The organism is Burkholderia sp. KCJ3K979, assembly GCF_016759955.1.
GTDB classification, from domain to species: Bacteria; Pseudomonadota; Gammaproteobacteria; order Burkholderiales; family Burkholderiaceae; genus Burkholderia; species Burkholderia orbicola.
This window is the reverse complement of record NZ_JACFYV010000214.1, coordinates 1-11,363: the sequence shown is the minus strand read 5'-3', so window position 1 is coordinate 11,363 and position 11,363 is coordinate 1. Positions and strand designations below refer to the sequence as shown.

Sequence of the window (11,363 nt, the reverse complement as noted above, 5' to 3'; positions counted from 1 at the left end):
AAGCAGTGCTTGCCGAGATCGACTCCGATCAGCGATACCGTGTCCATGATGGTCCTCCAGAAGGACAAAATCCTCACTCAGCGTAGTCCACTGAGTGAGGATCGGGCTGACCATCCTATTAAGCGACACGTCCTTCGACGTGTCGCTTTTTTTCTTCCTTGTGCGAGAACCAAAAAAGTGGCTTGGCTTGCTGCAACGGCTGCTTGAGTGTGTTTGCACGAAGGGGTCTAGATCTCGCGTGCAAGCCGTTACGCTGGCTACTGCCCAACACCTCTCAGGGAGGTGGTCCCCACAATACTCGGTCGTTACTTCGTCAGGATCAGTTTGCCGAGCCGCGTGGCCCGCAACTGGTAAGTCTCTCCGTTATGCGCGATGCTGATGTGGCTTTGGCCTTGCAGCAGCGTATCGCTGTTGACGACCCGCGTGCCTGCATCGCGGTTGCCGGCGGGTTTCGCCGGCGTGGTGACCGCTGCCGTCTTCTGACGGCTGCTGGCTGCGGTGCTGGTGGTGCGGCGCAGGGTCAGCGTGGTCGGGCGCATGGTGTCGGTCATTCGGTTTGATCGGTGACTGTCGATACGATGGAATGAATTCTAAATGATAACTATTCCCATTTACAAAAAATCTTTATCGATCGATAAGTCTGGTCTGATAGTTTGAATCAAAGTGGCGGCCCGCAGGCCGCCGCCGGGTTCAGTGCAGCGGATCGGGGTCCTTGCGACCTTGCGCGTACTCGCGGATCAGGCGAACGGTGTCGATATCCGACGTGCGGTACGCCTCCTTGACGATCCCATGCGTCTGTCGCGCTTCTTCGCTGTCGTCCGTAACCGTCAGCGTCGTGCGGTACTCGAAACGCAGGAACAGTTGGCGGTCGTCGCGCTCCTCGATCGTCATCGTCAGCGAGCCGCCGATCTCGCCATCGGCCGCGCGGATGTCATAGCGGACCTGCTGGTTCGGCGTGAACGTCACGTGGTCGCGCACGGTCGCGTGGCCGTAATGGAGTTCGCGTTCGAGCGTCGTGTCGGTCCGTTCGTGGATGACGCAGCTGTCGAGGCCGATCACGAACAGTTGCGGCTGTTCTGCACGCAATACGAGGCCTTCCCAGAGCTGGTCGCGGGTGAGGCTCGGCACGCCCGGTTCGTCGGAGTTGATCTGGATCAGGTGTTCGAAGTTCAAGGGGCGGGTTCCTTCTGGTGGCGGCTGGCCACATGGTTCAAGAACTTATTGTGACGCAAAACCATCGGCTTCGCGGCTACCTGTGACCCCGATCCGATTCACGCTTCGATGCGGCCCATGCGACCGGTCTGGTAGTCGACGACGGCCTGCCGGATCTCTTCTTCGGTATTCATCACGAACGGGCCGTAGCGGACGATCGGCTCGTTGAGCGGCACGCCGCCGATCAGCAGCAGGTCGAGCGACGTGTCACCCGCAGCGAACGTGGCGGTGTCGCCATCGTCGCCGTAGACGATCATGTGCCGTGCGTCGACCGCCTGCCTGTCAGGCCCGTAGAGGCCCGTTCCGTCGATCGGATAGGCAAACACGCGATAACCGGCCGGCACGGGCTGCGTGACCGTCGCACCCGGCTCCAGCGTGAAGTGCTGGTAGAGAATCGGTGTGCGCGTCTCGATCGCGGCCTGTACGCCGAATGCTTCGCCGGCGATGACGCGCACGCGCGCGCGGCCGTCCGGCGACGTCGCGGTCGGAATGCGTGCGGCCGGGATCTCCTGGTAGCGCGGTGCGATCATCTTGTCGCGGCGCGGCAGGTTGACCCACAGCTGGAAGCCGTGGGAACGCCCGCCTGCGTCGGCGAACGCCGGATCCGGCATCTCGCTGTGCACGACGCCGGCGCCGGCCGTCATCCACTGCACGTCGCCGGGGCCGAGCGTGCCGGTATGGCCGGACGAGTCGCGATGGCGGAAGCGCCCGTCGAGCGCGTACGTCACGGTCTCGAAGCCGCGATGCGGATGGTCGGGCGCGCCCACGGCTTCGCCGGGGGCGTAGTCGACGGGGCCCATTTCATCGAGCAGCAGGAACGGATCGAAGTCCATCAGCAGCCGCGTCGGGAACGGACGGTGAACCACGAAACCGCCGCCTTCGGTGGTGCGAAGCGCGGGGTAGGTACGATCAAGCGAGCGAGCGGTTGTCATGGGAAGCCCTCGAAATCATCGGAATAGCGTTATTTTTGAAACATGGCGTTATTATATTGGGCGTTTTCCCGTCCGATTTGCGGCCGTTCGCAATGGATTGTTCTGAAATTGGAACGATGAGATGAATATCGATGCACATAACCTGAACGACCTGATGTACTTCTCGCAGGTCGTCGAACATGGCGGCTTTTCGGCCGCCGAGCGCGTGCTGGGCATCTCGAAATCGCGTCTGTCGCGACGCCTGACCGAGCTCGAGGCGGCGCTCGGCGTGCGCCTGCTGCAGCGTTCGACGCGCAAGCTCGCGCTGACCGAGGCGGGGGAGTTGTTCTACCAGCATTGCCAGGCGATGCTCGCCGAAGCGCAGGCCGCGATGAACGCGGTGCAGCAGTTGCGCGCGTCACCACGCGGCTCGGTGCGGGTCAGCGTGCCGGTGACGCTGTCGCAGACGATGCTGTCGCGCATCCTGCCCGAATTCCTGCGCCGCTATCCCGAGGTGAAGGTGCATGTCCGCGTGACGAATCGCGTGATCGACCTGTTCGAGGACTCGATCGACGTTGCGTTGCGCGTGCGCTCCGAGCCGCCGCAGAACGCCAACATCGTCGTGCGGCCGCTGTGGCGCACCGAGCAGATGCTGGTGGGCGCGCCGAGCCTGCTGAGCCAGAATGCGCCGCCGCTGGCGCCGGACGACCTGACCGGCTTCGAGACGCTCGATACGCCGAGCGTCGACGGCCGGCACGTATTCAACCTGATCGCGCCGGATGGAACGCGCCACGTGCACGAGCATGATCCGCGGCTCGTGACGGCCGACCTGATGACGATCCGCGAGGCCGTGCTCGATGGCCTCGGCATCGCCGCGCTGCCGGAGATGATGTACGGCAACGCGCTGCGCGCGGGGCAACTGTCGCCCGTGATGCCGGGCTGGACGCTGCCGGTGCCGCAGTTGTATGCGGTGTTCGTGTCGCGGCAGGGGATGCCGCCCGCGGTCCGTGCGTTCGTCGATTACCTGGTCGAGAAGCTCGACCATGGCGCGTACAAAGAGCCGGGTTGCCCCGAGCGCGCGAAGCAGGAAGCGGCGGCCGATGTTTCGGCAACCTGAACACGGCGTGCACGACGACGCAAATTTGTTTTGTCATTGAAGCGTCGTCTGCAATCGCAAGTTTCAATCGACGGAACCTTGAATGCGTGCGCGGGCGGGCCTATATTGAAATCCCATTTCGTGAAGGAAGTTCTGAGCGAAATCAGGTGGCCGCATATATTGTGAGCCAGATAGGGCAGAACGCGCAGTCCGTGCAGACCACGGCAGAGTCGCATTTGCGTTGCTCGAGGCGTAACCGATACCGCCAAAGAGCCCGCCGCCCGAAGGCGCCCGCGTGCGCATGAAAAAAGGCCTTCATCTGGCGATGAAGGCCTTTTACTTTGTGCACGGCCGGTTAGGTGCGGCCGGCTAGGTGCGCAGTTGCGACTGCGAGACGTATGCGCGTTACTTCGCTTTTGCGCCCGGCTCCGTCACGAAGCCGAGCTTCGTCAGCCCGCCTGCCTGCGCATCCGACATCACTTCCGCGACGTGCTCGTACGCAACCTTGCGATCCGCGCGCAGATGCAGCTCCGGCTGCGGCGTGCGTTTCGCGGCTTCCGCGATGCGCGCCTGCAACTGTTCGCGCGTGACCGTGTGGTCGTCCCACAGGATCGTGCCGTCGCCCTGGATCGCGACGTCGACGGTCTGCGGCTTTTCGTCGACGGGCTGGCTGCTGGCGTGCGGCAGGTCGATCTTCACCGCATGCTGCATCGCCGGGATCGTCACGAGAAAAATGATCAGGAGTACGAGCATGACGTCGACGAGCGGCGTCATGTTGATCTCGCTCATCACGGCATCGTCGTCATCGTCGCTGAAACCGGTGTTCATGGCCATGGTTCACCTCGTCTCAGCTGGCGGCGCGCGATGCGAGACGCAGGCCGTCGCGCGTCGACGACGACGCGAGGCTCGCGCCCGTCACGAAGTACGCGTGCAGACCGTGCGCGAAGCGGCGCAGCTTGCTGACGACGCCCTTGTTCGCGCGGGTCAGTGCGTTGTAGCCGAGCACCGCGGGAATCGCGACGAACAGGCCGAAGGCCGTCATGATCAGCGATTCGCCGACAGGGCCCGCGACCTGGTCGATCGACGTCTGGCCGGTGGCGCCGATCGCGAGCAGCGCGTGGTAGATGCCCCAGACCGTGCCGAACAGGCCGACGAACGGCGCCGTGCTGCCGACCGAGGCGAGGATCGCGAGGCCGCTCTGCATGCGCGAGATGCCTTCGTCCATCGTGTCCTTCAGGCAGCGCGTGACCCAGTCCGATACGTCCATGCGGTCATGCAGGTGCGGTTGCGTCTGATGGTGGTGGTCGGCGGCTTCCTTGCCCGACAGCGCGAGCGCGAGGAACGGGTTGTCGTTCGGCGTCGATGCGGCGAGGCCGAGCTTCTTGATGCCGTCGTCGAAATTGTCGGAATGCCAGAATGCCTGTTCGGCATTCTTCGTGAGGCGGTTCAGGCGGATCACGTTCCAGCCCTTGATGACGATCACGATCCACGACAGGACCGACATCACGAGCAGCGTGATCGCAATGGCGCGCGTGACGAAATCACCTTGCGCCCAGACGTGCGCGATACCGTAGCTTTGCATTTTTGTTTCCTTTGAATCTTCCGGATGAGGCAGGTTAGTCGGTGAGCCCGAAGCTGTAGGGCTGTGTGCGGGCAGCGCGGATCGCCTGGCCGTTCTCGACGTACGGACGGCAGGTGGTCGAGCGCATCGCGTCGAGTGCGGCATCGTCGAGGCGCGGATAGCCGCTGCTCTTCTGCAGATCGATACTTTCGATCTTGCCGGTCACGCCGACGACGAAGTGAACATAGGCGGTACCCGATTCGCCGCGGCGGCGCGACATCGACGGATAGTCGGGCTTCACGAAGTTGCATTGGAGCGTCGGCACGTTCTTCGGCGCGCTGACCTGCATCGTTTCGCGCGCCGGGCCCGGCGTGGCGGCTGGTGCCGCGGGAGCGGGCGCGGCCGGAGCAGGCGTTGGGTCGGCGGCAGGCGCGGGGGTGGGCGACGGAGCCGGCGAGGGCGCAACCGGCTGCGGCGTCGGCTTCGCCGCTTTCTGCACCGGCTTCGGCTCGACCTTGGGTTTCACGCGCGGCACGGGCTTCGGCGGTGCGGGCTGCGGGATCGACTCGGCCGCGACCTGCTGCGCGATCGGCGCAGGCGTGATGAGCTGCGCGGTGATCGTCTGGACTTCGACCGATTTCGGCGGCGGCGCGTTGCGATGGAGCCACGCGGCCGTCAGCATGATCGCGTGTGCGGCAAGCACACCGACCGCGACGACGATCACTCGGGGATTCATACGTGGTGCAGCCGGCATGGCGCCGGCAGGAGCGAGATGCGAAGCCTGCATGTTAGCTTGAAAGAACGACGTCGCACCCGGGGCGCGGCAGGTGAATCGGCATCACTTGCGGAAGATCAGCAGCGAGATGCAAACGGTGGTTACGAATCCGATCAGCAATTCCATCACAGGCTCCTTGACAGGTAAGCCGTTGGCTCGCGCGGACGGTGGCTTGCTGACGGTCAAAACAAAAAATGCGGCCTGGGCCGCATACGCACGCTCGGTGCAGCTCAGGCCGCCTTGCGGTCGTAGAACGTGACCGGGATCGGATGAGCATGATGCTCGACACCGCACCGGCTCGCGCAGACGCCTTGTTCGGCCATGAGGTCGCGTACGGACTCCTCGCACTTGCCGCAGCACGTGGCCACGCCGAGCTCGAACTGGAGTTCATCGAAAGAGTTCACGCCCTCGGCAAGGGACGCGCGAATCTTGCGATCGGAAACAGACTTGCACACGCAGACGATCATGATGAGTTGCGATAGCTAACGTTAATGCGAATTATTATCATTAATTTTGCGGGTGTTGACAAGCCTGGGTCGGGCTTTTTTTAAGGTCATCGGACCCTTGAAACGGCGGGAGCGGGGAAGCTGGGGCGGGGAGCCGGCGCACCGGCCCGTGTCAGGCGGTCGCGCAGACGCGCGCGTTCGGCGAGGAAATGGTGACGGATTCGACCGGCGCATCGAGGCCGAGCAGCGTGGACGCGAGCGCGTGCAACTGCAGGCCGTCGCTCGTCGAGCAGAAGCGCGGCGGCGCGGCATGCGTGCCGGCCGGCGCGCGCAGCCCGCGTTCGTCGAGCACCCGTGCGAGCTGGCGGGCGATGGCATCGCTCGTGTCGACGATCGTCAGGCGCTCGCCAACAAGGTCACGAATCGTTTCCGTGAAGAACGGATAATGCGTGCAGCCGAGTACCAGCGTATCGGCACCGTCGTCGAGCATCGGCTGGATGTAACGCTCGAGCAACGCGCGCAACGCGGGCGAGTTCGTGTCGCCGCGTTCGATCGCTTCGACGAGCCCGTGGCCGGGTTGGCAGATGAAGCGGCGGCCGGCGCCGTAGCGGTCGAGCAGCGCCTGGAAGCGCGGGCTGTTCAACGTCGATTGCGTGGCAAGGACGCCCGCGACGCCGGTCTCGGACAGCGCGGCGGCCGGCTTGATGCCCGGCTCGACGCCGACGAGCGGGATCGACAGGCATTCGCGGATGGCCGCGATCGCCCGTGCCGTTGCCGTGTTGCACGCGATGACGAGCGCTTTCGCGCCTTCGCGGGCGAGCCACTCGCCGATGGCCAGCGTGCGTTCCGTGATGAAGGCCTCGTCGCGCGGGCCATATGGCGCGTGGTGCGAGTCGGCGACGTAGACGAACGATTCGTCCGGCAGGTGCGCGCGTGCGGCGCGCAGCACCGACAGGCCGCCGAGCCCCGAGTCGAAGATGCCGACAGGGGCGGCGGCGCGCGGCGCGGTAGCGTGGGACGGGTTCGTCATCGTCAGGCAGGCGGCGGGCTGGCGGGCAGGGCGATTACTCGGCCGAACCCATCATCGTTTGCTGATAGTTCTGCAGGCCGACCTTGCCGATCAGGTCGATCTGCGTTTCGAGCCAGTCGATGTGCTCTTCGGTGTCGTCGAGGATCTTCTCGAAGATCTCGCGCGACACGTAGTCGCGCACCGATTCGCAGTAGGCGATCGCTTCCTTGCAGGTGGACTGCGAGATCTGCTCGAGCTTCAGGTCGCACTTCAGGATCTCTTCGGTTTCCTCGCCGACGAGCAGCTTGTGCAGGTCCTGCAGGTTCGGCAGGCCGTCGAGCATGAACACGCGCTCGATCAGCCAGTCGGCGTGCTTCATTTCGCCGATCGACTCGTCGTATTCGTGCTTGCCGAGCTTGTCGAGGCCCCAGTGCTTGTACATGCGCGCATGCAGGAAGTACTGGTTGATCGCCGTGAGTTCATTCTTCAGTTGGGCGTTCAGATATTCGATGACTTTCTTGTCGCCTTGCATGGCTGTTCCTTGTTCAGTGGGGCTTCAGAAACCGAACGATAATCGCTCGAACGAGAAAAGCCAAGCCTCGAAGCCTTGTCGGGCCTGCCTTTTGCGTGTAATGAGAATCAGCCTTGAATAACCGGCCGCGCACAATAATGAGAATGAGAAGTAAAAAGGCCGGACTCCCGTCCGGCCTTTCGTTCGATCGCGCTTAAGCGGTGGCGACCGGGATCTTGCCGATCTTCGCCTGCCATTCCTTCGGACCCGTCTGGTGCACCGACGTGCCCGACGAATCGACGGCGACCGTCACCGGCATGTCCTGCACGTCGAACTCGTAGATCGCTTCCATGCCGAGGTCTTCGAACGCGAGCACCTTCGCGCCGCGGATCGCCTTCGACACGAGGTAGGCCGCGCCGCCGACCGCCATCAGGTAGGCCGCCTTGTGCTTCTTGATCGCGTCGATCGCGACCGGGCCGCGCTCGGCCTTGCCGACCATCGAGATCAGACCCGTCTGAGCGAGCATCGTCTCGGTGAACTTGTCCATGCGCGTGGCCGTCGTCGGGCCGGCCGGGCCGACCACTTCATCACGCACCGGATCGACCGGGCCGACGTAGTAGATCACGCGGTTCGTGAAATCGACCGGCAGCTTCTCGCCCTTCGCGAGCATGTCGGCGATGCGCTTGTGCGCGGCGTCGCGGCCGGTGAGCATCTTGCCCGACAGCAGCAGCGTCTGGCCCGGCGTCCAGCTCGCGACTTCTTCCGGCGTCAGCGTGTTCAGGTCCACGCGCTTGCTGGTTTCCGTGTTCGGTTCCCACTGCACCTTCGGCCAGGCGTCGAGCGACGGCGCTTCCAGCTTGGCCGGGCCCGACCCGTCGAGCACGAAGTGCGCGTGGCGCGTGGCCGCGCAGTTCGGGATCAGCGCGACCGGCTTCGACGCCGCGTGCGTCGGCGCCGCCATGATCTTCACGTCCAGCACGGTCGCGAGGCCGCCGAGGCCCTGCGCGCCGATGCCGAGCGCGTTGACCTTTTCGTGCAGTTCCACGCGCAGTTCCTCGACCCAGTCCTTCGGGCCGCGCGCGATGATTTCCTGGATGTCGATCGGCTCCATCAGCGATTCCTTCGCCATCAGCATCGCCTTCTCGGCGGTGCCGCCGATGCCGATCCCGAGCATGCCCGGCGGGCACCAGCCGGCGCCCATCGTCGGGACCGTCTTCAGCACCCAGTCGACGATCGAATCGGACGGATTCAGCATCACGAACTTCGACTTGTTTTCCGAGCCGCCGCCCTTCGCCGCGACCTGCACGTCGACCTTGTCGCCCGGCACGATCTCGTAGTGGATCACGGCCGGCGTGTTGTCCTTCGTGTTCTTGCGGGCGCCTTCCGGCGGATTGACGATCGACGCGCGCAGCACGTTGTCCGGGTGCGTGTAACCGCGGCGCACGCCTTCGTTGATCATGTCGGTGAGGCCCATCGTCGCGCCGTCCCAGCGCACGTCCATGCCGACCTTCACGAAGATCGTCACGATGCCGGTGTCCTGGCAGATCGGGCGCTTGCCTTCCGCGCACATGCGGCTGTTCGTGAGGATCTGCGCGATCGCGTCCTTCGCCGCCGGGCTCTCTTCCAGCTCGTACGCGCGGCCGAGGGCCTGGATGTAGTCGAGCGGGTGGTAGTAGCTGATGTACTGCAGCGAATCCGCGATGCTCTGGATCAGGTCTTCCTGTTTGATGACGGTCATGGCTGAGACTCTGTGGGGATAGTGGGGAAGGGTTTGCCGACGGTTCAGGCCGCCGGTCGGGACGCCGCGGGCGCGTGCGCCTCGTGGAAATGGGCCGGGTGCGTGTGCGTCGTCAGGCGATCGACCCACGCCATCACGAGCGCCGACACGAGGAACGACACGTGGATGATCACCTGCCACATGATCGCGTGCGTCGTGTGCTGGTCGGGGTTGATGAAGGTCTTCAGCAGGTGGATCGACGAAATGCTGATCAGCGCCATCGACAGCTTGACCTTCAGCACGCCCGCGTTCACGTGGTCGAGCCACTCGGGCTCGTCGGGGTGGCCCTCGATGCCGAGCCGCGACACGAACGTTTCATACCCGCCGACGATCACCATGATCAGCAGGTTCGAGATCATCACCACGTCGATCAGGCCGAGCACGGCGAGCATCACGCTGATTTCGTCGAGGCCGGTCGCATGCGACAGCAGGTGCCAGACTTCCTTCAGGAACAGGAACACGTAGACGCCCTGCGCGACGATCAGGCCGAGATAAAGCGGAACCTGGAGCCAGCGGCTCATGAAAATCAGCGCGGGAAGGGGGCGAAGCGGGCGGCGGCCGGGACGGCCGGGCGAATGCGGGGCGGACATGTCGGGGTACGGGCGCGGTGCGCAGGTATCGGGGGTAATCTTGAAAAGGCGCGCTATTGTAACGCGTCGGCCGGCGCCGCTGCAGCGACGCGCCGGCCCTGCCGGGGACGGATCAGGAAGCGGCCGCCGGCACGCGTTTCACGCGCAGGCTCGCGAGCACGATACCGGTGACCACACAGGCGAGCGCGATGCCGTGCGCGAGCGTCGGGCGCTCGCCGAGGAACGCGATGCCGTACGCGGCCGCGGCGATCGGCAGCACCGCGCTGAACACGCCGGCGAGGCTGCCCGGCACGTGCCGGATGCCCTTCATCCACAGCCAGAACGAGAAGATGCTGGCCGACAGCCCGTACCAGACGACGAGCGCCCAGGTGCCGGCGGGCACGCTCGCGTAATCGAAGCGCCACAGCGCGGTTGCGCCGAGCGGCAGCATCAGGAACAGGCCGAACAGGTGGGTGTACGCGCAGATGTCGATCGGCGCGAGCGTTTGCGTGAGCCGGCGCGACAGGATCACGTAGATCGATTCGCAGCAGACCGCGCCGAGGATCAGCAGGTTGCCCGCCAGCGAGCCGGACGCATCGCCCTGCGCGCCGTGGCCGGTTGCACTGCCGTTGGCGAGGTTGATCGTCACGACGCCGACGATCGCGAGCGCGATCGACACGAGCGCACGGCCGTTCGGTTTTTCACGCAGGATCAGCCACGCGAACAGCGCGACGATCGCCGGGATCGTGCTCGTGATGACGCCCGCGGCCACCGCGCTCGTGCGCTGCACGCCGTTGAGCATCAGCAGCGTGAACATGAAGGTGCCGAAGAACGCCTGCAGGAACAGGTTCAGCCATTCGCCGCGCTTCACCGCGCGCATCTTCACGGGGCTGAACAGCGGCCACAGCACGGCGATCGCGATCACGAAGCGCAGCGTGGCGAGGATGGCAACCGGGACGAATACAACGATGGATTTACCGATACCGACGTTGCTGCCGACGAACAGCATCGACAGGATGAGGAAGAGGGCGTAGCGATTCAAGCTGGAGTCCGGAAGGCGAGTTCAGTTAGGATTGTAGGGTCGCGGTTGTAACAGCGTAAAGCCGACCTCGATGCGGTGCCCTGCGCACGACGGCCATGCCGCGTAAGTGACGGGTAAGTTCGAGCGCTTATCGTGGAAACTGCCGGGCCGCGAGTCACGTTCGCGTGATGTGGTGCGGTGCAGCATCGTGCGCAGGCCTTCGCGGTCGCGTGCAGGTGGTGGGAGACAGCGGCGCGCAGGCGCCGGCCAGGACGACGCGCGGCGCGCACGATCGCGCCGCCATGCAGAGGATTCATGTTCACCAAGGGGTAGTCGATGTCTGCGATTGAATCGGTTCTTCACGAAACCCGTCAGTTCGCGCCGCCCGCGGCGCTCGAGAAGACGGCGACCATTTCCGGCATGCCGGCCTATCGCGCGCTCGTCGCCGAGGCCGAGCAGGATTACGAAGGCTTCT

Annotated in this window: 13 protein-coding genes and 1 pseudogene; 2 read left to right on the top strand and 12 right to left on the bottom strand. The window is 64.6% G+C overall.

The window, feature by feature from the left end; all coding sequences use genetic code 11:
* Positions 1-305 precede the first annotated feature (305 nt).
* The 3 genes from hemP to H3O04_RS29470 all read right to left on the bottom strand — a co-directional run bounded on the left by hemP (position 306) and on the right by H3O04_RS29470 (position 2,144).
* Positions 306-551, bottom strand: a complete 246-nt coding sequence (gene hemP, locus H3O04_RS29480) for a hemin uptake protein HemP (RefSeq protein ID WP_012328883.1) — start codon at positions 549-551, stop codon at positions 306-308.
* 139 nt (positions 552-690) lie between these two features.
* Positions 691-1,173 carry an SRPBCC family protein gene (locus H3O04_RS29475; RefSeq protein WP_006478307.1) on the bottom strand — a complete coding sequence of 161 codons (483 nt, stop codon included), beginning with the start codon at positions 1,171-1,173 and terminating at the stop codon, positions 691-693.
* A 98-nt stretch (positions 1,174-1,271) separates the two neighbouring features.
* Positions 1,272-2,144 (bottom strand): pirin family protein, encoded by an 873-nt coding sequence (locus H3O04_RS29470; RefSeq protein WP_202589019.1) that lies wholly within the window; start codon positions 2,142-2,144, stop codon positions 1,272-1,274.
* Positions 2,145-2,265: 121 nt separating this feature from the next.
* On the opposite strand from H3O04_RS29470, the gene H3O04_RS29465 reads away from it, so the two are divergent.
* Positions 2,266-3,240 carry a LysR family transcriptional regulator gene (locus H3O04_RS29465; RefSeq protein WP_006478309.1) on the top strand — a complete coding sequence of 325 codons (975 nt, stop codon included), beginning with the start codon at positions 2,266-2,268 and terminating at the stop codon, positions 3,238-3,240.
* 384 nt (positions 3,241-3,624) lie between these two features.
* On the opposite strand, the gene H3O04_RS29460 is transcribed toward H3O04_RS29465, so the two are convergent.
* The 9 genes from H3O04_RS29460 to H3O04_RS29420 form a co-directional block, all read right to left on the bottom strand.
* Positions 3,625-4,053: an ExbD/TolR family protein gene (locus H3O04_RS29460; RefSeq protein ID WP_006478310.1), complete on the bottom strand. Its 429-nt coding sequence runs from the start codon at positions 4,051-4,053 to the stop codon at positions 3,625-3,627.
* A 13-nt stretch (positions 4,054-4,066) separates the two neighbouring features.
* Positions 4,067-4,801, bottom strand: a complete 735-nt coding sequence (locus H3O04_RS29455; RefSeq protein ID WP_006483875.1) for a MotA/TolQ/ExbB proton channel family protein — start codon at positions 4,799-4,801, stop codon at positions 4,067-4,069.
* A gap of 34 nt (positions 4,802-4,835) precedes the next feature.
* Positions 4,836-5,567, bottom strand: coding sequence for an energy transducer TonB (locus H3O04_RS29450; RefSeq protein ID WP_006478312.1), 732 nt, complete (start codon positions 5,565-5,567; stop codon positions 4,836-4,838).
* A 218-nt stretch (positions 5,568-5,785) separates the two neighbouring features.
* Positions 5,786-6,022: a (2Fe-2S)-binding protein gene (locus H3O04_RS29445; protein ID WP_006482749.1), complete on the bottom strand. Its 237-nt coding sequence runs from the start codon at positions 6,020-6,022 to the stop codon at positions 5,786-5,788.
* 151 nt (positions 6,023-6,173) lie between these two features.
* Positions 6,174-7,031 carry a glutamate racemase gene (murI, locus tag H3O04_RS29440; protein WP_006478314.1) on the bottom strand — a complete coding sequence of 286 codons (858 nt, stop codon included), beginning with the start codon at positions 7,029-7,031 and terminating at the stop codon, positions 6,174-6,176.
* Positions 7,032-7,065: 34 nt separating this feature from the next.
* Positions 7,066-7,542, bottom strand: coding sequence for a bacterioferritin (gene bfr / locus H3O04_RS29435; RefSeq protein ID WP_006478315.1), 477 nt, complete (start codon positions 7,540-7,542; stop codon positions 7,066-7,068).
* Positions 7,543-7,735: 193 nt separating this feature from the next.
* Complete coding sequence (locus tag H3O04_RS29430) at positions 7,736-9,259, bottom strand: fumarate hydratase (protein WP_006478316.1); 1,524 nt, start codon at positions 9,257-9,259, stop codon at positions 7,736-7,738.
* A gap of 44 nt (positions 9,260-9,303) precedes the next feature.
* Positions 9,304-9,888: a TIGR00645 family protein gene (locus tag H3O04_RS29425; protein WP_006478317.1), complete on the bottom strand. Its 585-nt coding sequence runs from the start codon at positions 9,886-9,888 to the stop codon at positions 9,304-9,306.
* A gap of 112 nt (positions 9,889-10,000) precedes the next feature.
* Positions 10,001-10,909: a DMT family transporter gene (locus tag H3O04_RS29420; protein ID WP_124478488.1), complete on the bottom strand. Its 909-nt coding sequence runs from the start codon at positions 10,907-10,909 to the stop codon at positions 10,001-10,003.
* A gap of 315 nt (positions 10,910-11,224) precedes the next feature.
* Between H3O04_RS29420 and H3O04_RS29415 the strand changes: the two are divergent.
* Positions 11,225-11,363: pseudogene (locus H3O04_RS29415) on the top strand (AMP-binding protein); the annotation flags it as partial.

What these genes read in the sequence shown, in the direction of transcription:
- hemP (WP_012328883.1), bottom strand. Translation starts at nt 551, where the DNA reads ATGACCGACACCATGCGCCCGACCACGCTGACCCTGCGCCGCACCACC.
- H3O04_RS29470 (WP_202589019.1), bottom strand. Translation starts at nt 2,144, where the DNA reads ATGACAACCGCTCGCTCGCTTGATCGTACCTACCCCGCGCTTCGCACC.
- H3O04_RS29465 (WP_006478309.1), top strand. Translation starts at nt 2,266, where the DNA reads ATGAATATCGATGCACATAACCTGAACGACCTGATGTACTTCTCGCAG.
- H3O04_RS29460 (WP_006478310.1), bottom strand. Translation starts at nt 4,053, where the DNA reads ATGGCCATGAACACCGGTTTCAGCGACGATGACGACGATGCCGTGATG.
- H3O04_RS29455 (WP_006483875.1), bottom strand. Translation starts at nt 4,801, where the DNA reads ATGCAAAGCTACGGTATCGCGCACGTCTGGGCGCAAGGTGATTTCGTC.
- H3O04_RS29450 (WP_006478312.1), bottom strand. Translation starts at nt 5,567, where the DNA reads ATGCAGGCTTCGCATCTCGCTCCTGCCGGCGCCATGCCGGCTGCACCA.
- H3O04_RS29445 (WP_006482749.1), bottom strand. Translation starts at nt 6,022, where the DNA reads ATGATCGTCTGCGTGTGCAAGTCTGTTTCCGATCGCAAGATTCGCGCG.
- murI (WP_006478314.1), bottom strand. Translation starts at nt 7,031, where the DNA reads ATGACGAACCCGTCCCACGCTACCGCGCCGCGCGCCGCCGCCCCTGTC.
- bfr (WP_006478315.1), bottom strand. Translation starts at nt 7,542, where the DNA reads ATGCAAGGCGACAAGAAAGTCATCGAATATCTGAACGCCCAACTGAAG.
- H3O04_RS29430 (WP_006478316.1), bottom strand. Translation starts at nt 9,259, where the DNA reads ATGACCGTCATCAAACAGGAAGACCTGATCCAGAGCATCGCGGATTCG.
- H3O04_RS29425 (WP_006478317.1), bottom strand. Translation starts at nt 9,888, where the DNA reads ATGTCCGCCCCGCATTCGCCCGGCCGTCCCGGCCGCCGCCCGCTTCGC.